The organism is Posidoniimonas polymericola, assembly GCF_007859935.1.
GTDB lineage: Bacteria > Planctomycetota > Planctomycetia > Pirellulales > Lacipirellulaceae > Posidoniimonas > Posidoniimonas polymericola.
In genome coordinates this window covers 120,293-142,222 of the sequence record NZ_SJPO01000012.1, presented here as the reverse complement: position 1 = coordinate 142,222, position 21,930 = coordinate 120,293, and the positions used below count along the sequence as shown (strand labels likewise).

The following is a 21,930-nucleotide window of genomic DNA, read 5'->3' as shown; positions in this document are numbered from 1 at the left end:
AAATGGCCCGCGCAGCAGGGGGCTCGATATCGGCACAGACACACGACCCACCTGACTAATACCACCAACCATGAAATGGTGACGTAAAAAGTCGGTTGGGAGGTGTTTTTTACGGGGCGGCGCTGTTCGGTGGGGTCCCGACATCGGCAAACCCACCCAAGTAGGCGAGTGTGCGGGCGCCAATATTGCCCTCCCAGAGGTACTGGAGCGCCATGAGCCGGTCGCACGTGTCGCCCGATGCAAGTCGGGACGCCCCCATCTGACTGAAGATCACGTCCGAGGCGTCCACGCCGTTGCTCGTCAAGAACTGGATATTGCGGCGGGCCTGGTCTTCAGAGAAGTCGAGCATGTAGTCGAGGGCGGCTTCGCGGCGCACGCCGGTTATCACTTCATCCTCGTCGTAGATGACGCCGAGTGAGTAGTACTTGGCCATTAGGAGGTAGGAGTACGAGTAGCTGGAGATCGCTATGCCGAGTCGGGCGTACTCAATGGTGGTCTCGTCGAACATCAACAGCATCTGCCGCTGGGCTTTGTTTGCCTCCCACCAGACCAGCAGGTAGTCGATATCCTTGCAGAGCATGGCCCGTTGCGCCAGCTCGAACGTGACGTGCTGCGAATCCGCGGAGCTGTCGATGACCGACTTCTCGAACTGGTTGAGGTTGGCCTGTGACGCCCGCCGAAAGAAATCGGAGGTCGCTTCGATGGGCATGTCTTCCGGCAGGGGTTTCCCTTCCATCCCGACGCCCATCTCAAGCATGTCGTCCAGGATCTGGCAATCGTAGGCAGACGATTGCAGGAACTCGACTGCCTCGAGCAGTCGTTCCAACTCTTTTTCATCTTCATCGGCGTCTTCGAGGTACGTGGGCATCTTAAGTTCGCCGCTGACCATTTGTTGGCCGATCTCGTGCTGGCAAATCGATTGCGTGAGGGAAGAGTACGAGTAGATCAACTTGCCGAGCTGACCGAGGTTCTTGGGGCGGAATTTCTTCAGCTTCTGGACCGCGTTCTTGATCTTCGAATTGGTCTGGGCAAACCGGGCGACGTACAGCCGAGCCTGATCCCTCCCCCGTTTGTCGTCTACCCACAAAGCCCGTGACAACTCAGAGGCCAACGCGGCTTGATAGGCTGCGCTGTAGGCGGACGGCGCTTGCCCCTGGGCGACCATCGCGTGGATCCGCCCAGCCGCCTCGGCGGCGTCCGCGATGAGCTCATCGGAGTAGTCGCTGTGGTACTCCGACGGGACCTCCTTGTACTTGGCGAGCTGATCCTGATACCGGACGAGCCACTCGTCCGTGCAGATGCGGATGCTCTGATAGACGTGGTTCTCCAACGCGGTCGCCGACGCCGGCGCAGGGCGGGGGAGGGCGGGGGAGGGCGGGGGAGGGCGGCGCCGGTAGCCAGCTTGTAGGCCGAGTAGACGTCGCCCACCAAATGAACTTCCAAGCCCAGGTCGGAGCCGTGCTGGACCAGGTCGACGTTCTTGTCGACCTCGGCATTCCACTCGGTGCGGGCGCCGTAAGGGATGAGCACGGTCTTCATGCCGGCCTGGGCGGCGCCGGCGATCTTGTAGTAGATCCCGCCGACCGGGCCGACCGCCCGTCGGGGTTGATAGTGCCGGTCATCGCCACGTCCGGTTTAACGGTGTCGCCCCGCAGGGCGGCAAGCACCCCAATCGTAGTTATCGCCCTGCGCTCGGCCCGTCAACGCGCCCGCTCCGCTCTTGAAAGATTCGCACGCCCGCCAGGTTCCGGCCGCACAGGTCCGCCGCCACCAACGCCGCCTGCCAGGTCGCGGCCGCCACATCTCGCCGTAGCCGTCGATCTCGTCCTCGACGAACGCGATGCGGGTCCGCTGATCGTTGGTCTTGTCGTACCAGATCGAGACTGGCGAACACGCCCCAAAGTCCTCGTCTCCGAGGTTGAAGACGCTAAGTACGTAGATCTGAACCCGACGGTTGGGGAGACCCATTGGGCTGCCGGACCTGGCAGTCGATACAGTGAGCAGCAAAATGGCGAGCATTGCTGCGCAAATCTTCCGGATTGGCATCGACCGCTCACAGAGGTTTGGCAGGGGATCGGCCTGTGGGCCAGGATCTCAGTCTCGACACGGTCAATGCGGGTTTCCCGCGGGAGCGGGCGCCTGGCACGTGGTCGGCTGACCCTTGTGTTGCCTTGGCGGTGATTCGATAAAGTTAGCGATCCATCCCCCAGAATCAGTTGCGGAATGACATGCCCCAAGACTTCCTCCAACTCGCCGGCAAGACAATTCTGGTGTGCGGCGTCGCCAACCGGAAGAGCGTCGCCTGGCACGTTGCTCAGACCTTGAGTGACGCCGACTGCCGGGTGCTGTACTCGGTCCGCAGCGAGGCCCGCCGCGAGCAGCTAGCCAAGTTGTTAGGCGGTGATCAGGACATCTTTGTCTGTGATGTTGAGCACCAGGAACAGATCGACCGCCTGGCAGGCGACATCGCTCAGCGGCACGGCAAGATCGATGGGCTGGTCCACTCGATTGCGTTCGCCGACTACGAGGACGGCATGCGGCCCTTCCACGAGACGACCCGCCGGGCCATGCTCCGGGCATTCGATATCTCGTGTTTTTCGCTGATTGCACTCTGCAATGCCCTGCAGAACTGCCTGTCGGAGGACGCGTCGGTCGTGACGGTTTCGATCTCGACGACCGAAATGGCGAGCGAGAACTACGGCTACATGGCCCCCATCAAGGCGGCCCTCGACTCCTCGCTGGCGTTCCTGGCCAAGTCGTTCAGCAATTTCTCGCGGGTCCGATTCAACGCGGTCGCGCCGGGATTGCTCAAGACCTCGGCCTCCGCCGGGATTCCGGGGTACGTGGACTCCTACCTTTACGCCGAGCAGGCCACGCTGCGGGGCAAGGCAGTCCAGACGAGCGAGGTCGCGGCCGCGGCGGCTTTTCTGCTCAGTCCGCGGTCTTCCGGCATCAACGCCCAGCACCTCGTTCTGGACGCCGGGATGCGGGTGAATTACTTCGACGAGTCAATTGTCCGGTCGGCGGTGGAGAATCGCGGCTAACCCGCCCCAGCGGCAGTGCTGGGCTGCGGTACTGCATGTAACCTTGTCGGGTTGCACCGCCAGAGCCGAGTTTGCGGATTCGGCAAGCCGCAATGGAGCGAATCGGAGTTTTCGTAACTGGCAGAAGCTGGCAGACTTAGGTAGCTAGTGATACCATGCTAGTAAGTGGTTTTCCGGGTACGGAAGCCACGGTTTCCGCGCGGCCTGCCTAGAGGCGGCAGTGACGCGACGGAGGCGCCTTTTCTCAGGTGGGCTCCCAAGGTGGGGGAGTAAGAAAGAAGAGGTCAGGAAGACATTCGACACCGCAACAAATCCATCGATCGGAAGCGAACAGCGGTTGGGCTGTACCGCCAGTCCTATCGTAGCGAGAGAAGCGGACGTGAGTTCACGCACCGGAACCGAGAACGAGCGCCGAGCCTAGTCAGGCCCGTCCCTCATGCCTGAATTGACCGCCAACAAACTTGTCGAGCTGATCCGCAAAAGCGGGCTCATCAAAGAGGATCGTTTAGACGATTTCCTCAACGAGCTTGCTGAGGCGTCCGGGGGCGCTCTGCCCGAAGATAATCAGGCGATCGTCGATCGCCTGATCGAGGCCGGCATGCTCACCAAGTGGCAGTCGGACAAGCTGCTAGCCGGCAAGCACAAAGGGTTTCGTCTCGGCAAGTACAAGCTCCTGGGCCAGATCGGCAAGGGGGGCATGAGCAGCGTCTACCTTGCCGAACACGTAATGATGAAACGCCGGGTGGCCATCAAGGTTCTGCCCCGCAGCCGCGTCAAAGACAAATCTTACCTCGAGCGATTCCAGCTCGAGGCCCGCGCCGTCGCCCGACTGGACGACCCCAACATCGTCCGCGCCTACGACATCGACAGCGAGGAAAACGTCCACTACATCGTTATGGAGTATGTGGACGGCAAGGACCTGCATCAGATTGTCGCCGAGAACGGGCCCCTGGATTTCATCACGGCCGCCGACTACCTGGTCCAGGCGGCCAATGGGCTGCAGCACGCCCATGAAATGGGCCTGGTGCACCGCGACATCAAGCCCGCAAACCTCCTGGTCGACCAGCACGAGACCGTCAAGCTGCTGGACCTTGGGCTGGCCAAGATGGCCAACGACGACGAGGCCTCGCTGACGCTGGCGCACGAAGAGAACGTGCTGGGGACCGCCGACTACCTCGCGCCCGAGCAGGCCCTCAACAGCCACACCGCCGACGAGCGGGCCGACATCTACAGCCTCGGCTGCACGCTCTACTACCTGCTGACCGGTCGCCCGCCATTCCCGGACGGGACCATCAGCGAGCGGCTGCTGAAGCACCAGGTCGAGACCCCCGAGCCGATCATCAAGTTCCGTCCCGACGCGCCGCTCTCGCTGCTCGAGATCTGCGCCCGGATGATGATGAAGAAAGCCGACGAACGCTACCAGTCGGCAGGCGAGGTCGCCGCGGCGATGACCGCGTGGCTCAGCGAACGCGGCCGCAAGCCGGGCGGGGCCCGCAAGAACGAGTCCAGCGACGACAGCGGCGTCGGCAGCGGCATCCTCAGCCGGTTCTCCGTCAAACCCCCCAGCGGCGGCCCGGGGATCTCGCCGAAAAGCAGCGGTGGGCTCTCCTCCCCCATGCGGGACACGACCAAGCTCAACGGCCCCGACACGGCCCCGGTGAGCGAGGAAGACCTCGAGCTCGCGCCGTTGGACGAAGAAGCCGAAGGCCCGCGTCCCAAGCCGAAGCCGGCGGCGCCGTCGTCCGGTGTGCTTTCGGACGACTCTTCGGCCACGGGCTCGTCGAGCCGCAAGGCGTCCTCGGCGTCCGCGAAGAAGCGTTCAATCTTCGAGGAAGAATTCGAAGAAAAGGAACGCGAGGCCGCCGAGCTAGCCAAGGCCCAGGCCCGTCGCGAATACAACCCGCTGCACCCGCCGGGCTACAAGAACCCATACAACCGCACAAATTGGGTCGCCTGGCTGCTCGGCGGCCTGGCGGTGGCCATCCTGATCGCGATTGTCTTGGTGATCGCCAACTCGACGGGCAGCTGATCTGATCAAGCCGTCGTAGCAACAACGTCTGTTGTTCGCTACGCGTTGACTGCCGCCGAGCGTTCGTTGGCGCTGAGCACGGGGCTTTCTCGCCACTGCAGCCCCATCATCAGGCAGTTGATCCCCGAACCAATACCGAGCAACGCAACCCGGTCATTGGGGTCCAGCCACCCCTGTTCGCGACCCAGACAGAGGGCAGCCGGCAGCGCCGCCGACCCGGTGTTGCCAAGCCACTCGAAGGTCGGGAAGTCGATCGCCGGGTTGATGCCGAGCCGCTCGAGCATCATCTTGCGGTGGGCCGAGCCGACCTGGTGGCAGAAGGTCTTGTCGAGGTCGTCGGCAGACCAGCCGCTCTCGGCTTTGAGCTGGGCGAAGGTCTCGGCGCCCACGTCGACCCCCTGCCGCATCAGCAGCTCGCTGTCGGTCTGCATAACTTCCGAAAGCCCGACGCTCTGGCACAGCTCGTGCCCGGCGGTCGCGCTGCGGCAGACGGCTGTGGTGATCTGGTTCTCGGTGCGGCTGAGCTCCACGTCGCACAGCACCATGGCGGCCGAAGCCGAACCGATGGTCAGCGACGCCACCGAAAGCTTCACCTTGTCGCGGGTGAGCGTCTGGTCGGCGTTCAGGCGGCTGATGGTGTTCTCGACCAGCGCGCGGCCGCTCTCGGTGCCTACAACGACGCCGGCGCGGATCTGCCCGAGCTCGATCATCGCCGCGACCTGCACCGCCGCGGTCAGCACGCCCAGGCACGCGTTCGACACGTCGTACACCATGCAATCGCTGGGCAGGCCCAGCTCATGGTGGACGCGGCAGGCGGTGGCCGGTTCGAGGAAGTCACGGCAGACCGAGCCGTGCACTAGGGCGCCGAAGTGCCGCCGCTCGATGCCCGAGGCCTCAATCGCCTGGTTGGCGGACTGGATGCTGATGTCGCTCGGCCGGGTCCCGGGCGGGAAGAACCGACGCTCGCGGATGCCCGACATCAGTTCTAGGCGGCCCTCCGGCAGGCGGAGCCGCTCGTACAGCGGGGCCAGCCGCTGCTCGATCTCGGCGGTAGTGACCCGCTCTTCGGGCAGGACGCAGCCGAGCCCTTCGAGGCAGACACGCGAATATTGCATAGGAATCGGTTCAAACTTTGGGGCGGGTCGTTCGTAATCAAGGTATCTTGTGGCATTCTGCAGGTAAACCGACCCCAACCCCGAGCGCCCTGTGCCGAGTCCCAGGCAAGAGAAGGTCCTGCTGGTCGTCGCCCTGCTGCTGCCAACCGTGGTGACGCTGGCCTACTTCAAGCTGGTCGCCTCGGCGTCGCCGGCCGTGCAGCAGGGGGTTTACGGGGTCGGCAAGGCGGTTCAGTTCCTGCTGCCGGTGGTCTGGGTGTTCGGCGTGCTGCGGCGGCGTCCGCGGTGGTCCTGGGGCTCCGGCGGCGACGCGCTAGTCGGCGTGCTGTTTGGTGTGGCGGTGCTGCTGGTCACCTGGTTTGGCTACAGCGGCCTGGCGGGCGCCGAGTTCATGGCGGACGCCACCACTCAGGTGCGTGAAAAGGTCGCCAGCCTGGGAATCGACCGCCCCTTGGCGTTCGCCCTGGTGGGGACGTTCTACGCGGCGGTGCACTCGCTGCTCGAGGAGTACTACTGGCGGTGGTTCGTGTTTGGTCGCCTGCGAGATCACCTCCCCCTAGGCTGGGCCGTGGCGGTTTCGTCGGTCGGGTTCATGCTCCACCACGTGCTGGTGCTAGCAACCTACTTCTCGCACGTCCCGCTCGTGGCGGTGCTGCTGAGCCTGTGCGTTGCGGTGGGCGGCGGATTCTGGGCTTGGCTCTACCACCGCAGCCGAAGCCTGCTGGGGCCGTGGCTGGGGCACCTGCTGGTCGACACGGCGATTTTTGCCGTTGGCTACCGCATTGTGTTCGCTGGCTAGCAGAAAACCGACGTGCGTGTTAAGCAATCTACTTGGAATGGTATTGGCCGTTACAAACGTTCAAGACGTTCATGGACGCCCCGCGACCGTCGCACACGATCTTGTGCAAGCACGCAGGTGTGGGCCCAAAATCCTGTCCCGCGGTTGTTCCCCCCTCTCGGTCCTGTAGGCTCACGGGCGACTTGCATCCCCCCAACGCAGCCGCGTGACACGGTTGTAACCATAAGGAGTCTTGCCGCTACTTCAACATCGATAGGGATATCCAATCAGACGCGTTCCGCTCGCTAGCAAAGCGGCGAACCGCCTGTGGGTACAGAGTCACGCTGGCGTGTTAGGGAAGACACGTTGTCCGCTTGTCGGGCACACACGCCTCGAGTCGACGCCAGGTCCTGCCGGGACTTGTCGCCCCGCCTTGCAACAAATTGTTGAGTGACTGGAAGGCTCCCTCGCCGGGCGCCTGTCTCTTTCTGCGTTGCCGCTGCAGCACGACCCCTACATTATCAGGGACGACATCCCGTTGTGGATGTTGTGGAAAGGGAGATTCCAAGTCATGTCTAAGCCCGTTATTGCGATTAACGCCGACTACCGTAGCGGAACCGCCGACAAGCCCGCCTTCTCGTACCTCGCCTCGGGGTACTACGACGCCATCCTCGAGATCGGCGGCATCCCGATGATCCTTCCCCCGCTGGAGGAAGAGGCCGATTTGCGTCAAATTTTGCAACAGGTCGACGGCGTCATGCTCGTCGGCGGAGCCGATCTCGACCCGCGTCGCGACGGCTGGATGCTGCACTCCTCGGTCCGCCCGCTCGACCCGCGTCGCGAGTCGTTCGACCGCATGCTGGCCCGCGTGGTCGCGGACATGCGGGTGCCGGCCTTCGGCATCGGCGTCGGCATGCAGCTGCTGAACGTGTCGCAGGGCGGCAACCTGTTCCTGCACATCCCCGAGGACGTGCCGGGCGCCCTCCCGCACCGCGACCCGATCGACCCGGCCCACCGCCACACGCTCGAACTGACCCCCGGCACGCTGATGGAGCGGGTCTACGGCGACGGCGAGCTCCGCGTTAACAGCCGCCACCACATGGCGATCGACGAGCTGGCCCCGTGCTTCCACGTCTCGGCCCGCTGCCCGGACGGCGTCATCGAGGCGATCGAGTCGAACACACCGGACTGGTTTGCCATCGGCACCCAGTTCCACCCCGAGGCCGACACCGCCTCGGCGCTTGACCTACGGATTTTCGAGGAGTTCCTGATGGGCGCAAAGGAAGGCGCCTCGGCTATGCGACTGGTCGCCTAGCCTGCGGTTGCTCTCGAACGCGGCCGGGTTGTCCCCGCAGACAGCCCGGCGCCACGGGGGGCAGGCCGCTTCATCCACAGGCACGGAAGCCTGGGCAGTCTGATTCCCGCGTGGACTATGGCCCGGCAAGACAAGGATCGTCTTGCCGGGCCATAACTTTTTGACCCCTGCCGAAACCGCCGCCCGCGTCGCGTCGTTCGTGGCCCTCCTTCTTGTACGAACGTGGTTTTGTCCGTTGCCAGAGCGGCAGTCGGTTAAGTCCGAAATATCGAGCGGAGGGGACAAAACCCCCGCGCACGCCGCCTGCCCAATGCTACAAGCCCCTTCCAAGTAACGATTTGCGGCTTGGTAGTCGCAGGCAGGCCATGGGGTTTTGTCCGCCACCGCAGACCCACCCCATCAGCAACCTCCGGTGGAAGCCGGAGGTTTTCAGTGCCCCCAGCGCGCGCACCGACCCCGCAAACTGCCGGCTTCCGCCGGTAGCTACCCAGAACGAACTCGCGGCCTGGCCCTGCAGGGAACCCTCGCCACTCTCATTGGACCGCGCGGAGCGGAGCGTCTCTACAAAGAAATCGGGAGTTTGTCGGCGGGCCAGGTCGGCCGTTGACGCTGGGAACAGGAGGCAGCAGAGATTGCAGAGAGAAGTTAGGCACGCCAGCACTCTGCGCTCTCTGCGTCTTCCTGCTCCTGGCCTCGATCGGGCGCCACTGGCTCCGCCCGGTGTTCTTCGAGTCTCAGCCCGCGCAGCAGCGTCGCGCCGGTGCACCAAGAACGAGACTCAAGGTCGCTGAGGTTGGGGACACCTCGCCCAGTTGTGCCGAACGCTTTGACGCAGCGGGTGGCCCAGCCTTAGAATTTCCGACGACAGCAGACCCTGGCAGGCGCAGGTTCATACCGGACTACTTGAGTGATTCCGCCAGTTAAATGACTCCGCCAATATGCGGTGGGAGCTACACTTCAGCTGCTGGGGGGGCAATACCGCAGCCGTTTGTCGCGTTCTTCGCCACAGTCCTATCGATCCCTGCGCCGCCAATGAGCCGAGGCCGACCGTCGGGAGGCCGGTTTCGTGCTGCGAAGCCGGAAATCAGGGGCTCATTCGCCGCGCAGTCATCAATAAACTGCCAAACCAAGCGACCTATCGAGAAATTGCCCCCCGGTAATGGGAAGCCGAATGGCCATATTCTTCCGAACGACCACATCACAGTGCCGGAGCTCTATCGTGACTACATCACTTTCTCGTCTTGCTCTAATTCGAACATGCTTAGCGACAATCGTTGCTGCTCTCATCGCGACTCCATCGGGAGCTCAGGAAAACGACTACGAAGTCCCCGTCAACCGACGTGACCTTCCTATCGCCGCGCCGTGGCAGCCGCCGATCCACACGCTCGACGCCCGCGACGCCAAGGCGCCGCCGGTGTTCGAGGTAAAGGCGCCCAAGGACGCGCCAAACGTGATGATCATCTTGATCGACGACCTCGGATTCGGCGGGACCAGCGCGTTCGGCGGCGTCACCCAGACGCCCTCGTTCGACCGCCTGGCGAAGAACGGGCTGATGTACAACCAGTTTCACTCTACGGCGCTCTGCTCCCCGACGCGGCAGGCGCTGCTGACCGGCCGTAACCACCACAGCGTCAACATGGGGTCGATCACCGAGATCGCCACTTCGTTTCCTGGGCAGACCGGCAAGCTACCGGAGAGCTGCGCTAAGCTCCCCGAGACGCTTCGCCTGAACGGCTACAGCACGGCCCACTTCGGCAAGTGCCACGAGGTAGCGGCCTGGGAGATCAGCCCCTCGGGTCCGCTCACCCGCTGGCCGACGCTCTCCGGGTTCGACAAGTTCTACGGGTTCCTCGGGGGCGAGACCAATCAATGGTCGCCCGCTATCTACGACGGCGTCACGCCGGTCGACGACCCGGCGAAGGGGGACCCGGACTACCACTTCATGAACGACATGACCACCCAAGCGATCAACTGGGTGCGCTCGCAACAGTCACTCACGCCTGACAAGCCGTTCTTCGTTTACTTCGCCCCCGGCGCGACGCACGCGCCGCACCATGTTCCCCAGTCGTACATAGACAAGCACAAGGGCGCCTTCGACGAGGGGTGGGATGTCATCCGCAAGCGGATCTTCGAGAACCAGAAGCGTCTCGGCGTGATCCCGGCGGACGCGGAGCTAGCTGACAAGCCGAAGGACATCAAGGACTGGGACGACCTCTCCGACGACGAGCGGAAGCTGTTCTCGCGGCAGGCGGAAGTGTTCGCCGCTTTCCTCGACATGACCGACGCCGAAATCGGTCGGCTGATCGATGCGGTTGAGAAGATGGGCGAGCTGGATAACACGCTGATCGTGTTTATGGCCGGCGACAACGGGACCAGCGCCGAAGGGGGGATGATCGGCATGTACAACGAGATGACCTACTTCAACGGCGTCGAGGAGACGGTCCCCGACATGCTCAAGCACTACGACGAGTGGGGCGGCCCCAGCACCTACCCACACATGGCGGCCGGATGGGCGGTCTGCTTCGACTCGCCGTTTATGTGGACCAAGCAGGTGCCGGCCAACTACGGCGGCACACGGCAGGGGACGGTCGTCCACTGGCCCAACGGAATCAAGGCCAAGGGGGAGCTGCGCGACCAGTGGCACCACGTGATCGACATCGCGCCCACCATCCTCGAAGCGGCCGGCCTCCCTCAGCCGCGGACCGTGAACGGCGTCGGCCAGCGGCCAATGGAGGGGGTGAGCATGGCCTACTCGTTCGACGACGCCGAGGCCGCCGACCGCCACCTCGTGCAGTACTTCGAGATCATGGGCAACCGCGGCTTGTACTACGACGGCTGGTTCGCTGGAACGGTGCACATGTACCCTTGGGCGCCGCCGCGCAATACGTTCGAGAACGACGACTGGGAGCTGTACCATGTCACCGAGGACTTCAGCATGGCCAACAACCTCGCCGACGAGCGTCCTGAGAAGCTCAAGGAGCTCCAGGAGATGTTCCTGTCCGAGGCGGTCAAATATAAGGTGTTGCCGCTCGACGACCGCCGCCAGCTCCGGGTCAATGCGAAGCTGGCCGGCAGGCCGACGCTGATGGGCGACCGCAAGTCGCTCACCGTCTACGAGGGCCTCGGCTTCCTGCCGGAGAATGATTTCATCGACACCAAGAACACGTCGTTCGAGATAGTCGCCCAGATTGACAACACCGAAGGCGACGCGGCCGGCGTGATCGTGAGCCAGGGCGGCCGCTTCGGCGGCTGGAGTCTGTACGTGCAACAGGGCAAGCCGGTCTACACGTACAACTTCCTGGGCCTCGACTCTTACACCATTAAATCCGACGAGGCCCTGCCGAAGAAGCAGGCCACAATCAAGCTCGAGTTCGATTACGCCGGCCAGTCGTCGGACGGCCAGCAGAAACTCGGCGCGGGGGGCACGGCTACGCTCCTGATCGATGGCAAGAAGGTCGGATCGGGCAAGGTCGAGAAGACCCAATTCGCGATCTGGTCTGCCGACGAGACCGCTAACGTGGGCGTCGACCGGGAGACGCCTGTCTCGTCCGACTACGACGAGCACTCAAGCCGCTTCACAGGGAAAATTGACAAGGTCACGATCACCCTCGAGCAGTAGGACGAGCAGGACGGTGGCTAAGCCGTAGTGAGTCTCTGGCCGGCCTCGGCAATTTGGATTGTCAACCGTAGTGATCGCGTGCGGAGGCGTCGAGGCAGCTCAGGGCAGGCTCGCGGCGCAATTCGCAGAGACCGTTTGCCGTTCAGGATGCATCGGCCGCTGCGCTAGAGAAAAGGGACCAACCAGCTGAGCTTGTCATAACCTCGGTCAGATTCAAGAGCTGCCAAACGGCGCCGGCTTCATCGTCCCGCGCACGCCGGGGTGACCCCGCTGATGATCGCTATCCACCGTCGCCCGTTCAGCCGAGCGAAATCGACGCCCCCAGCGTGTCCGCCAACGCCCGGATCCACGCCGGGTTGGCGGGCCAGGCCGGCGCCGTCACCAGGTTCTGATCGACGCACGCGCTGTCGAGCCCGGCGGAGGGCTCGTCCCACTCGCCGCCGGCCAACAGCACGTCGGGTTTGCAGGCGGGGTAGGCCTGGCACTTCTTGCCGCGGACCACGTCGGCCGCGGCGAGCAGCTGGGCGGCGTGGCAGGTGGCGGCGATTGGCTTGCCGGCGGCGTTGAAGTCCTGGATCAGCTTGATCACCGCCGGGTCGAGCCGCAGGTACTCGGGCGCGCGGCCGCCGGGCAGCACCAACGCCGCGTAGTCGTCTGCCTTGGCGGCGGCGAAGTCGGCGTTGAGGGCAAAGTTGTGCCCCCGCTTCTCGGTGTAGGTCTGGTCGCCCTCGAAGTCGTGGATGGCGGTCGCGACTACCTCGCCGGCCTTTTTGTTCGGGCAGACCGCGTGGACCTCGTAGCCGAGCATCAGCAGCATCTGGAACGGGACCATCACTTCGTAATCTTCTACAAAGTCGCCGGCGAGAACGAGGATTTTCTTGGGCATGCTTGATGGGTGGGTAGAGGGTGTGGGGCGCTAGTTGGAGCGCGCTGGATTGTTGGGGTAGAGTTTACCAGCAATTCGAGAGCGGGTGCCGGGGGCGCTCCCGCAGGGAAGCCCCCGAGAGCTACTCGTGAGGCAGGCTCAACAGTCCGGGGCTTCCGCTAGCGCGGAGCGCCCCGGGCACCCTCGCTATGTTTATGAATATGAAGCAGAGCCAAGTCTCAGGACCTAGCGGCCAGCGCCCTCTAGCCAGCGCCTACTCGATTTCTAGGTACTCGGGGATCCGCTGCACGCGGCCGTCGCGGTCGATGCAGGCGATGGTGCTGGTCGCCTCGGCCAGCAGCTCGCCGCCCCGCTTGACCTCGTAGACGTGATCGATGCGGGCGCCGCGGGCGCGCTCGGTCCGCAGCCAGATGGTGAGCGTGTCGCCAAAGCGGGCGGGGCGGTGGTACTTGCAGGCGATCTTGTTCACCACCAGCATCAGGCCGCTGCGTTCGAACTCGGCGTAGTCGTATCCGGCCGACCTGAACTGCTCGATCCGGGCGATCTCGAGGTACTTGAGGTAGTTCGCGTGGTGCACGACGCCCTGGGCGTCGACCTCGTAGTAGCGGACCGTCAGGTCGAATTGAAACTCGCGGGACATCCAGCCAAGTGGGGTCGGGGAGGGGGCGTGGGGCGGCGGCCGAGTTGCAACAAGGCCTTTCATTGCTTACACTTGCGGCCGTTTTGCAGGGCATGGCGAAACGGGCCGGCCCACCGCGTCACCCCGTTTTAGCTTCTTAGGATCCAACAGGGCAACCGTTATGAGCACGGGCGAAGGACTCGGTTCCGACTTCATGACCGCTCGTGGTCGGGACTACCCAACTATCCGCCAGTTCACGGTCTTCCTCGAGAACCGCGTGGGGCAGCTGATGGAGGTTGTCAGGCGGTTCGAGGGGAGCAACGTGCGGATTGTCGCGTTGACCATCTCCGACTCGACCGAGTGCGCCCTGGTCCGCTTCCTGCTCAGCGATCCCGAAATCGGGCGGGAGATCCTCGAACGGGCCGGTCTGGCGATTGTCGAGTCGGACCTCGTGGGGGTCGAGTTGCCCGACTCGCCCCAGCCGATGCTGCAGGTCTGCACGGCGCTGCTGGCCGCGGAGATTAATATCTCGCAGGTCTACCCGCTGATCGTGCGTCCCACCGGGCGGCCCGCGGTCGCGCTGATGGTGGACAACATCGAACACACCCTCGAGACCCTCGAGTCGAAGGGGTTCCATTTGATCCACGAGGACGAGCTGAAGGACTATGATAACTAGGCGCCGACGCGGCGCGTGTCCTTCCTCGCCGGCGAGTCAACGTGTCTCGCCGCCACCTACTCGATGAACCGCTCCGACGGCGGTTGCTGCTGATCCCATGCCGATAGACGTCACCTGCCCGGGCTGCCACAAGCGATTCAAGGTCAGCGACAAGTTCTCTGGTCAGAAGGGGCCGTGCCCGCAGTGCAAGACGGTCATGGAGATCCCGAAGCTGGAAGACCAGGTGGTCATCCACGCCCCGGACGAGACCAGCGGCCCCAAGGACGCCAAGGGGCGTTCGGTCCTCAAGACCGCCAAGTACAAGGACGCCAAGTTCAACCCGATCATGGCGTCGGCCGTCGGCGGCGTGGTGCTGCTGATGCTGCTCGGCGCGTTCCTGCTCCGCGGTCAGTCGCCGGACGAGTGGGTGCTCGCGGGCGGGGCCGTGCTGCTCGGCCCGCTGCTCGCCTGGGCCGGCTACCCGATCCTCCGCGACAGCGAGCTGCAGCCGTACAGCGGTGGCGAGGCCTGGCTGCGGGCGGCCGGCTGCGGGCTGGCGTTCGCTCTGGGGTGGGGCGTCTACTGCTATGTCGGCTACTACTTCGGCGGCGGCGACTGGCCCATCCGAGATCTCGACATGGTCTACACGTTCTTCGCGGCCGGGTTTGCGCTGGGGATTGGCGGGCTGGCCGCCTTTGTGGCGTTCGACCTAGAGCCGATCAGCGCGACCCTGCTGGCGGCGTTCTACTTTGTCGTCACGATTGTCCTCCGGCTGGTGATGGACCTGCCGGCCCTCCCCGGGCTCGGGGCGTAGCCGTCGGCCCGCACACGCTTCCTCTGAAACCACGGGCCCCGTGTCTAAGCTGCTCGACATCCCCGAACTCGCGAGCCTCCGCGGCGGAGCCAGCCTGGTGCGGATCCCGCCGCACACCGACGTGCCGCTCACGCCCCGCGTCCGGCAGTTGATTGACACGCCCGAGTTCCGCCGGCTCTCGCGAATCAGCCAGCTCGGCCTGGTGGCCCACGTCTACCCGGCGGCCAACCACACCCGCCACGAGCACTCGCTGGGCGTGTTCCGCTCGGCGCTCGACTACCTCACCCGGCTGGCCTGCGACGACCGCTTCACCGCCGTGGTAAGCGTGCAGGACGCCGAGCTGTTCCTGGTCTCGGCGTTGCTGCACGACTTGGGGCACTGGCCGTTCTGCCACCCGATCGAAGACATCCGCCTGCCGCAGACCCCGGACCACGAGCTGTTCGCCAACAGCTTCCTGCTCGAGGGCGAGGTCGCCGATTGCCTGCGCGACGACTGGGGCGTCAACCCGCGGGACGTCGTGACGCTGCTCTCGGGCAAGCCAACCGACCGCAAGAGCAAGATCCTCAAGTCGATGCTCTCCGGGCCGCTGGACGTCGACAAGGTCGACTACCTGATGCGCGACAGCCTGCACGCCGGCGTCCCCTACGGCCAGAACTTCGACCGCGGCCGCCTGATCCAGAGCCTCTGCCTGAACGAGGCCGGCGACGGCATGGCCATCACCGACAAGGGCAAGACCGCCGCGGAGATGATGGTCTTCGCCCGCTACGTCATGTTCAGCGAGGTCTACTGGCACCACGCCGTCCGCGCGGCGACCGCCATGCTGCAGCGGGCGTTCTACCTGCTGAGCGGATCGCTCGACATGGACTCGCTGTTCCGGATGACCGAGCTGCCGATGATCGACGCGATGTGCGCCGCCGCCGGCGACGGACCCGCCGCCGAACTGCTCGACGGGCTGTTCGGCCCTAGCCGGCGGCTCTACAAGCGGCTCGCCCAGTACAGCCTGTTCGAGGAGCCGCACCTGTACGCTAGGCTCGCCCGCAAGCCGTTCCCGTGGCTCTCGGCGGTCGCCGAGCAGTTCGCGTCGGTCGCGAGCACCGCGATGTCACGCGTGGTCGCCCCGCACGAGGTGCTGTTCGACGCCCCGCCGGTTGGGCTGGAGGTCGAGTTCAACATCGACGTCTACTTCGCCAAGCAGCGCGCCTACCGCCGGCTGGGCGACGTGTCGCCGGTCGTGCGGACCCTGGCCCGCGAGCAGTTCGACGACTACGTCAAACGGGTGCGGCTGTTTGTGCACCCCCGCGTTGCCGACGACATGCGCGACCTGCGGAACCTGCCCGAACTGCTCGCCGAAGCGATCGACCGGGTCGGCTAGCCGGCCGCGTCGCGGACTCGGCTAGGGCTGCGCCGGCTCGGCGAAGTTGAACCCCTCGGCGGCCCACTCCGAGATCTGCGACGCAGGAACCGCGTGCACGTGCCCGTCGGCAAACAGGTAGTTGGCGCACTGCCCCTGGTGCCGTTCGATCGCGATGTCGTGGCGGATCCGCTCGAACACCGAGGCCTCGTCGTCGTGGTCGTGGTCCTCGTGGCCTTCCTCCTCGACGAACCACTCGTGCGAGTCGACGTGGTCGAAGAAGGAGTGCTCCTCTTCTTCTTCGCCGTCGTGCTCGTGGTGCTCGGCCGGGGGCGCCTCGAACAGCATCATCGTGTTGTGGCTCTGGGGCAGGTCGAACAGGTTGCGGACCGACACGTCGTAGGACGGCCGGGGGTCGGTCTTGATCACGAGGTAGGCATTGAACGCGTAGCTCGAGACGCTCTGCCGGTCGAGCAGGGTCTCGGGCCGGAGGTCGTCGGGGCAGATGCGGATGCTGTCGGTCTTCTCGGTGTAGGGGGCGAGTGAGTAGACCCACGAGACGGGCTCGTCTTCCTCCTCCTCATCCTCGTCATGGTCGTCGTGCCCATGATCGTGGTCGTGGTCAGAGTGAGCCACTTCGGGGAAGCGGCCTCGATGATCGTTGGCGTAGAGGTGGATCGCGATGCCGAGCTGCTTGAGGTTGTTCGCGCACTGGGTCCGCCGCGCGGCTCCGCGGGCGGCCTGGACAGCGGGCAGCAGCAGGGAGATCAACGCGCCAATCACGGCGATCACCACCAACAACTCAACAAGCGTAAAACCACGTTTATTCATGATCGATAGTCCTGACGCGCAGGAGGCGTCGGCTAGGGGCTAGGAACGGCGGCGAGCGACTCGTCGCCGATTGCCGCGGCGGATCTCGCCGGCGGCAAAAATTCGCAGCAACGCAGAAGGGGAGGGCAGGGCGCCAACTCCCATGATTCACGTTAACTGCCCAGGCAGGCCGTCAAACGACGACTGCTGGCGGGCCGCGGGCCGCCGGGGTTCCTAGCGAAAGACGTTCGGCCTGGGCAGGGCAGCCGAGCAGCGCTGGGCTGGAGGCCGAGCAAGAGTCGAGCGACTGCGATCCGGCGCTGGCGTGGCCGACCAACTGCCGCAGCGACTGGCAGATGACGCAATCGTGCGATGCGGGGGGCGAGTCGCCCCGTTCCCAGGCCGGGGAGGCGGCCCGCCGCGGCGACGAAGCCGTCAGGACTTGGCCGCGGGACTGACGCCACCCGGCAAATGCGGAGTCCTGGCAGCAGCCGTCGTGACACGGTTCCGCGTCGCAATGCTGGTGGCACGACCCAGCAGGGGCAAGGTAGTGCAGCCCCTGATCCAGGCCCGCCACGAGCGCATAGAGGGCGACCAATGCCGCCCGCAGCGTCCGATTGCGAAGAACCTGAGCCATAGCTAACTGCCTGTCCAACAAAGCGGCGCCGACCATTGCCGGTCGCCCGAACAGCTCAGGATAGACGCCAGCAACGAGGGGGGCAAGCTTAGCAGGCAGCTCGGCAGTGCTAGGCGCCAGCCGTCTGTTTTGAGTGGGGCATCTGGAAGACCCCAGTATCCTCCATGTGACGCTGGAAGTGGTCGTAGTGGGCGTCGGCGCACTCGTGCGTGAGGATCCCTCGATCGACGAGGATTTCGCGGAGCGGCGGGCGGAGGTCGGCCTGCCGCATCAGGACCTCAGCGAGTTCGGTCTGCGACATCAGACCCATCTCCATGGCGATCGTGCCGAAGCGGTCTCTGCGGACGCCCGACTGGGCCCGCACGATTTCGAACAGGTTGTGAACCGAGACCAGGCCGGCCTCGATCGCCAGTTCCCCAACCGGGGGGGTGCGTCGCTGCTGCTCCTCGACGGCGTCGATCAGTTGTTCGGCGGTAATGACCTTCTGGTGGTACAGGTAGAGTCCGAAACGCATGCGCGCCTCCCGTTGCGGCGAAGTGAGTGGGGGTGTTCGACGGCCCTCTACTCAAGCGTGTGTCAGTCGCCCCGACGACGCAGCGGTTCCCGCGGCAATCTGCGCGTAGCCGATAGGGGCGAGGCCGGTTTGCAGCGGGTTTTCGGGATCTACAATCGGCGCCAATTTGCTAGGCGAAGCTGCGACAAATTGAGGCGATCGGACCTCCCCACCGGCTGGTGGGGGAGCCGAGGTCGGGCTCAACCAGACTGCGCAACTAGTGATACAGCCTTGCGTTGTCGCAATACGAACCGCTCCGCTTCGATTTGGCCCAACGTTTGCCTTTGGAGTGAGGGCGGCGGCGAACGCCGCACCCTTTCCAGCATTCCAAACCGACACACGGATTCCATGCCCATGCAACCAGACCAAGGCCCTTCCCCGATCAGCGACAGCGAGGACTCGGTCGTTCTTGGCTTCGACCTCGGCGCGTCGGAAGACCACGAAGTCCTAGCGCTCGGTTGGGCCGCCATCGACGGCAGCGCCGATCAGGCCGCGATCGAGCGACTTGGCAAGTTGGTTAGTTCGGAGCCCCAGGCCAAGCGGGCGTTCGAGTCGATTTTGGAGCTAGACCGCGGCCTGCACACCCTGTTCGGCGCTGCCGGGGCGGGGAAGGCTGTCAACCTGCCGGGCGATTTGTCGGTAGGTGGATAGAATTTAGCGTATCGCCCTCCGTTAAACTGGAGGGACTGGGGTCTTCTTGGCGATAACGTCTTTCAGGTAATCTGCTGCCCCCGCCTGGCATCCCTGCCGACTGCAGCACCCCGCCTGACCCCGCCTTCCTGAAGATGCTCCCCACCTCCCCAAGTTTCCTGCTCCAGGCAGACGCGCTCTGCCTGCACGCCGCTGCCGGTGAGTGGCGGTTTACGCTCACCGACCAATCGACCGGTCAGCTGGTCGTGGCGAGCGACACCGAGCCCGGTTTCGACCTCGACCGTTTGGCCCTGCTGGCGTTGGTGCGCGGGCTGGAGGCGGTTCCACGCCCCGGCCAGGTGACCGTGCTGACTTCGTGCCGCACTCTCCGTGACGGTCTGCGGACCGGACTTGCCGGTTGGAAGAGCAACGGCTGGAAGTGGGAACGGTTTGGACGACTCGTGACGATTCGCGATGTCGATCTTTGGCAGAGAGTTGATCAGGCTCTGCAGATCCATCAGGTGCAGTGTCGATCCTGGCGGGTATGTGTGGCAGACCACACCGGTCACCAGGCCGCCAACCTTCCCGCCCGTCAACCAAACTCCCGCCAGGTTTCGGCCGCCGATCAGCCGCGCAGCGAGAAAGTGCAGCCGACTTTTGCTCCCCGCCCCGCTGGGGGGATCTCGGCCTCGTTTTTGCGTGAACCTGCTTTACTAGTGGTTCGATCAGCGGCCAAACGCAACCGACTGCGGCTCAACCTGAGCGACGAAGTCTCCCCAGAGTACGCCCGGGCGTCTGCCAGTTAGACCCGCGCGCCGCCTGCCTCGAGAACAACGCAACCCATTATGCGCACCCAAGTTCCACTCGATTCGATCTCGCCGCTGATCGGTTGTCACCACGAGAATCCGTTCGCCTTGCTCGGCCCGCACCAGGTCGAGGAGGACGGCCGCAAGGCGTTGGCAGTGCGGGCATTCCTGCCAGACGCCAAGCAGGCGTGGGTGGTCGACGCCGCCCACGGGCAGCATCGTCCGATGCGGCGGATTCACCCAGCGGGCCTATACGAAGCGATCCATTCCACGGAAGATAACGGACTCTGCCAGCTGGACGGCGCAAGTTACGCAATACAGGTAATCGATAAGAACGGCAAGCAGACGACCATGCACGATCCCTACGCATTTGAACCCCTGCTCGGCGAAATGGACCTGCACCTCCTCGGTGAGGGCAAGCACTGGGCGAGCTACGAGCGGCTGGGTGCCCACCTGCGGACCATCGACGGGGTCACCGGCGTCAATTTCGCGGTTTGGGCCCCCAACGCTAAGGGGGTGAGCATCGTTGGCGACTTCAATGGCTGGAGCGCCAAGCTCAACCAGATGCGCAAGCACATCCCCTCGGGGGTGTGGGAGCTCTTCCTGCCGGGCCTGGACGAGGGCACGCTCTACAAGTTCTCGGTGACGCAGCAGGACGGACGCGTGGTCGAGAAGTGCGACCCGTACGCCTTCGCCGCGGAGATCCCGCCCCGCACCGCCAACATCGTCACCAACCTGAATCAGTACACCTGGGGCGACAGCGAGTGGATGGCGGAGCGTGAGAAGCTGAACGCTTTTGACGCGCCGATCTCGATCTACGAGCTGCACCTCGGGAGCTGGCGGCGTGACCCGTCGGAGCCCGACCGCTGGCTCAGCTACCGCGAGACCGCCCCGCAGCTGGTCGAGTACTGCCAGCAGATGGGGTTCACCCATGTCGAGCTGATGCCGGTCAGCGAGCACCCGTTCACCGGCAGCTGGGGCTACCAGACCGTCGGCTACTTTGCCGCCACGAGCCGCTACGGTTCCCCCGAAGACCTGATGCACATGATCGACGTCCTGCACCAGGGCGGGATCGGCGTGATCATCGACTGGGTCCCGGCCCACTTCCCCAAGGACGACCACGGGCTCAGCAGCTTCGATGGGTCGTCGCTCTATGAGCACTCCGACCCGCGTCAGGGCGAGCACCCCGACTGGGGCACAAAGATCTTCAATTACGGCCGCAACGAGGTGAGCAACTTCCTCATCTCCAACGCGCTGTTCTGGCTCGACAAGTACCACATCGACGGACTGCGGGTCGACGCGGTGGCGTCGATGCTGTACCTCGACTACAGCCGTGAGGACGGCGACTGGGTTCCCAACCGCTTCGGCGGCCGTGAGAACCTCGAGGCGATCGACTTCCTCAAGCGGTTCAACGAGGAGACCCACCTGCAGTACCCGGGCGTGCTGACGATCGCCGAGGAGTCGACCTCCTGGACCGGCGTCTCGCGTCCCACGTACGTCGGCGGCCTCGGCTTCAGCCTGAAGTGGAACATGGGCTGGATGAACGACACCCTGCGGTACTTCCACCACGAGGGAATCCACCGCAAGTACCACCACGACGAGCTGACCTTCAGCCTGATCTACGCGTTCACCGAGAACTTCTGCCTCCCCTTCAGCCACGACGAGGTCGTGCACGGCAAGGGCAGCATGCTGGACCAGATGCCCGGCGACATGTGGCAGAAGTTTGCGAACCTGCGGCTGCTGTACGGCTACATGTGGACCCACCCCGGCAAGAAGCTGCTGTTCATGGGCGGCGAGTTCGGCCAGTGGCACGAGTGGAACTACAACGAGTCGCTGCAGTGGCACCTGCTGCAGTGGGAGAGCCACGAGGGCGTGCAGAAGTACGTGTCGCACCTCAACCACATGTACCGCAACGAGCCCGCCCTGCACGAGGTCGACTTCGAGAGCGGCGGGTTCGAGTGGGTCGACTGCCACAACCACGAGGACAGCGTGCTGGCCTACCTGCGGCGTGGCAAGGACCCCAACGACTACCTGTTGGTCTGCAGCAACTTCACCCCGGTCCCGCGGCAGGGCTACAAGATCGGCGTGCCCGAGGCGATCTGGTACGACGAGATCAGCAACAGCGACTCGACCTACTTCGGCGGCAGCGACCTTGGCAACGGCGGCGGCATCCAGGCCGCCCCGCTCGAGAGCCACGGCCGCCCCGCTTCGCTCGAGGTCACGCTGCCGCCGCTGTCGACCATCGTGCTCAAGCCGCGGCGTTCCTAGC

At 64.5% G+C, this 21,930-nt stretch carries 19 protein-coding genes; 11 read left to right on the top strand and 8 right to left on the bottom strand.

Annotation, left to right across the window (positions count from 1 at the left end; all coding sequences use genetic code 11):
* Nucleotides 1-109: 109 nt before the first annotated feature.
* Together Pla123a_RS21045 and Pla123a_RS21040 are read right to left on the bottom strand one after the other, a co-directional pair.
* A complete protein-coding gene (locus Pla123a_RS21045) occupies nucleotides 110-1,330 on the bottom strand; it encodes a hypothetical protein (protein WP_146590672.1) in 1,221 nt (406 codons plus the stop codon).
* A gap of 305 nt (nucleotides 1,331-1,635) precedes the next feature.
* Entirely contained in the window at nucleotides 1,636-2,019 is a 384-nt protein-coding gene (locus Pla123a_RS21040) for a hypothetical protein (RefSeq protein WP_146590670.1), read from the bottom strand.
* Between the two features lie 209 nt (nucleotides 2,020-2,228).
* On the opposite strand from Pla123a_RS21040, the gene Pla123a_RS21035 reads away from it, so the two are divergent.
* On the top strand, nucleotides 2,229-3,044 hold the full coding sequence (locus tag Pla123a_RS21035) for an enoyl-ACP reductase FabI (protein WP_146590668.1): 816 nt from the start codon (nucleotides 2,229-2,231) through the stop codon (nucleotides 3,042-3,044).
* Nucleotides 3,045-3,480: 436 nt separating this feature from the next.
* Nucleotides 3,481-5,073, top strand: coding sequence for a serine/threonine protein kinase (locus Pla123a_RS21030; protein WP_146590666.1), 1,593 nt, complete (start codon nucleotides 3,481-3,483; stop codon nucleotides 5,071-5,073).
* A 38-nt stretch (nucleotides 5,074-5,111) separates the two neighbouring features.
* Here Pla123a_RS21030 and Pla123a_RS21025 read toward each other — a convergent pair whose 3' ends face one another.
* Nucleotides 5,112-6,188 carry a 3-oxoacyl-ACP synthase III gene (locus Pla123a_RS21025; RefSeq protein WP_146590664.1) on the bottom strand — a complete coding sequence of 359 codons (1,077 nt, stop codon included), beginning with the start codon at nucleotides 6,186-6,188 and terminating at the stop codon, nucleotides 5,112-5,114.
* Nucleotides 6,189-6,279: 91 nt separating this feature from the next.
* Here Pla123a_RS21025 and Pla123a_RS21020 point away from each other — a divergent pair, with 91 nt between their 5' ends.
* The 3 genes from Pla123a_RS21020 to Pla123a_RS21010 all read left to right on the top strand — a co-directional run bounded on the left by Pla123a_RS21020 (nucleotide 6,280) and on the right by Pla123a_RS21010 (nucleotide 11,900).
* On the top strand, nucleotides 6,280-6,987 hold the full coding sequence (locus tag Pla123a_RS21020) for a CPBP family intramembrane glutamic endopeptidase (RefSeq protein ID WP_146590662.1): 708 nt from the start codon (nucleotides 6,280-6,282) through the stop codon (nucleotides 6,985-6,987).
* Nucleotides 6,988-7,537: 550 nt separating this feature from the next.
* Complete coding sequence (locus Pla123a_RS21015) at nucleotides 7,538-8,281, top strand: gamma-glutamyl-gamma-aminobutyrate hydrolase family protein (RefSeq protein ID WP_231956581.1); 744 nt, start codon at nucleotides 7,538-7,540, stop codon at nucleotides 8,279-8,281.
* 1,219 nt (nucleotides 8,282-9,500) lie between these two features.
* On the top strand, nucleotides 9,501-11,900 hold the full coding sequence (locus tag Pla123a_RS21010) for an arylsulfatase (protein WP_231956580.1): 2,400 nt from the start codon (nucleotides 9,501-9,503) through the stop codon (nucleotides 11,898-11,900).
* Nucleotides 11,901-12,198: 298 nt separating this feature from the next.
* Here the strand turns inward: Pla123a_RS21010 and Pla123a_RS21005 are convergent, their stop codons facing one another.
* Nucleotides 12,199-12,786, bottom strand: coding sequence for a DJ-1/PfpI family protein (locus tag Pla123a_RS21005; RefSeq protein WP_146590658.1), 588 nt, complete (start codon nucleotides 12,784-12,786; stop codon nucleotides 12,199-12,201).
* Nucleotides 12,787-13,039: 253 nt separating this feature from the next.
* The gene (locus Pla123a_RS21000; RefSeq protein ID WP_146590656.1) at nucleotides 13,040-13,426 is read right to left on the bottom strand and encodes an acyl-CoA thioesterase; all 387 of its coding nucleotides are present in this window, start codon (nucleotides 13,424-13,426) and stop codon (nucleotides 13,040-13,042) included.
* Nucleotides 13,427-13,586: 160 nt separating this feature from the next.
* Between Pla123a_RS21000 and Pla123a_RS20995 the strand changes: the two genes are divergently transcribed.
* From Pla123a_RS20995 to Pla123a_RS20985, 3 genes are all read left to right on the top strand, one after another.
* Nucleotides 13,587-14,081 (top strand): acetolactate synthase, encoded by a 495-nt coding sequence (locus Pla123a_RS20995; protein ID WP_146590654.1) that lies wholly within the window; start codon nucleotides 13,587-13,589, stop codon nucleotides 14,079-14,081.
* Nucleotides 14,082-14,178: 97 nt separating this feature from the next.
* Nucleotides 14,179-14,874: a hypothetical protein gene (locus Pla123a_RS20990; RefSeq protein ID WP_146590652.1), complete on the top strand. Its 696-nt coding sequence runs from the start codon at nucleotides 14,179-14,181 to the stop codon at nucleotides 14,872-14,874.
* Between the two features lie 40 nt (nucleotides 14,875-14,914).
* A complete protein-coding gene (locus tag Pla123a_RS20985; RefSeq protein ID WP_146590651.1) occupies nucleotides 14,915-16,246 on the top strand; it encodes an HD domain-containing protein in 1,332 nt (443 codons plus the stop codon).
* 21 nt (nucleotides 16,247-16,267) lie between these two features.
* Here Pla123a_RS20985 and Pla123a_RS20980 read toward each other — a convergent pair whose 3' ends face one another.
* From Pla123a_RS20980 to Pla123a_RS20970, 3 genes are all read right to left on the bottom strand, one after another.
* Complete coding sequence (locus Pla123a_RS20980) at nucleotides 16,268-17,056, bottom strand: DUF1559 family PulG-like putative transporter (protein WP_146590649.1); 789 nt, start codon at nucleotides 17,054-17,056, stop codon at nucleotides 16,268-16,270.
* 172 nt (nucleotides 17,057-17,228) lie between these two features.
* The gene (locus Pla123a_RS20975) at nucleotides 17,229-17,672 is read right to left on the bottom strand and encodes a hypothetical protein (RefSeq protein ID WP_146590647.1); all 444 of its coding nucleotides are present in this window, start codon (nucleotides 17,670-17,672) and stop codon (nucleotides 17,229-17,231) included.
* 109 nt (nucleotides 17,673-17,781) lie between these two features.
* Nucleotides 17,782-18,186, bottom strand: a complete 405-nt coding sequence (locus Pla123a_RS20970) for a hypothetical protein (protein WP_146590645.1) — start codon at nucleotides 18,184-18,186, stop codon at nucleotides 17,782-17,784.
* Between the two features lie 387 nt (nucleotides 18,187-18,573).
* Between Pla123a_RS20970 and Pla123a_RS20965 the strand changes: the two genes are divergently transcribed.
* From Pla123a_RS20965 to glgB, 3 genes are all read left to right on the top strand, one after another.
* The gene (locus tag Pla123a_RS20965; RefSeq protein ID WP_146590643.1) at nucleotides 18,574-18,876 is read left to right on the top strand and encodes a hypothetical protein; all 303 of its coding nucleotides are present in this window, start codon (nucleotides 18,574-18,576) and stop codon (nucleotides 18,874-18,876) included.
* Nucleotides 18,877-19,010: 134 nt separating this feature from the next.
* Complete coding sequence (locus Pla123a_RS20960; RefSeq protein WP_146590641.1) at nucleotides 19,011-19,661, top strand: RNase H family protein; 651 nt, start codon at nucleotides 19,011-19,013, stop codon at nucleotides 19,659-19,661.
* 39 nt (nucleotides 19,662-19,700) lie between these two features.
* Nucleotides 19,701-21,929 (top strand): 1,4-alpha-glucan branching protein GlgB, encoded by a 2,229-nt coding sequence (gene glgB / locus Pla123a_RS20955; RefSeq protein ID WP_146590639.1) that lies wholly within the window; start codon nucleotides 19,701-19,703, stop codon nucleotides 21,927-21,929.
* Nucleotide 21,930: the final 1 nt, after the last annotated feature.

What these genes read in the sequence shown, in the direction of transcription:
- Pla123a_RS21040 (WP_146590670.1), bottom strand. Translation starts at nt 2,019, where the DNA reads ATGCTCGCCATTTTGCTGCTCACTGTATCGACTGCCAGGTCCGGCAGC.
- Pla123a_RS21035 (WP_146590668.1), top strand. Translation starts at nt 2,229, where the DNA reads ATGCCCCAAGACTTCCTCCAACTCGCCGGCAAGACAATTCTGGTGTGC.
- Pla123a_RS21030 (WP_146590666.1), top strand. Translation starts at nt 3,481, where the DNA reads ATGCCTGAATTGACCGCCAACAAACTTGTCGAGCTGATCCGCAAAAGC.
- Pla123a_RS21025 (WP_146590664.1), bottom strand. Translation starts at nt 6,188, where the DNA reads ATGCAATATTCGCGTGTCTGCCTCGAAGGGCTCGGCTGCGTCCTGCCC.
- Pla123a_RS21015 (WP_231956581.1), top strand. Translation starts at nt 7,538, where the DNA reads ATGTCTAAGCCCGTTATTGCGATTAACGCCGACTACCGTAGCGGAACC.
- Pla123a_RS21005 (WP_146590658.1), bottom strand. Translation starts at nt 12,786, where the DNA reads ATGCCCAAGAAAATCCTCGTTCTCGCCGGCGACTTTGTAGAAGATTAC.
- Pla123a_RS21000 (WP_146590656.1), bottom strand. Translation starts at nt 13,426, where the DNA reads ATGTCCCGCGAGTTTCAATTCGACCTGACGGTCCGCTACTACGAGGTC.
- Pla123a_RS20995 (WP_146590654.1), top strand. Translation starts at nt 13,587, where the DNA reads ATGAGCACGGGCGAAGGACTCGGTTCCGACTTCATGACCGCTCGTGGT.
- Pla123a_RS20990 (WP_146590652.1), top strand. Translation starts at nt 14,179, where the DNA reads ATGCCGATAGACGTCACCTGCCCGGGCTGCCACAAGCGATTCAAGGTC.
- Pla123a_RS20980 (WP_146590649.1), bottom strand. Translation starts at nt 17,056, where the DNA reads ATGAATAAACGTGGTTTTACGCTTGTTGAGTTGTTGGTGGTGATCGCC.
- Pla123a_RS20975 (WP_146590647.1), bottom strand. Translation starts at nt 17,672, where the DNA reads ATGGCTCAGGTTCTTCGCAATCGGACGCTGCGGGCGGCATTGGTCGCC.
- Pla123a_RS20970 (WP_146590645.1), bottom strand. Translation starts at nt 18,186, where the DNA reads ATGCGTTTCGGACTCTACCTGTACCACCAGAAGGTCATTACCGCCGAA.
- Pla123a_RS20965 (WP_146590643.1), top strand. Translation starts at nt 18,574, where the DNA reads ATGCCCATGCAACCAGACCAAGGCCCTTCCCCGATCAGCGACAGCGAG.
- Pla123a_RS20960 (WP_146590641.1), top strand. Translation starts at nt 19,011, where the DNA reads ATGCTCCCCACCTCCCCAAGTTTCCTGCTCCAGGCAGACGCGCTCTGC.
- glgB (WP_146590639.1), top strand. Translation starts at nt 19,701, where the DNA reads ATGCGCACCCAAGTTCCACTCGATTCGATCTCGCCGCTGATCGGTTGT.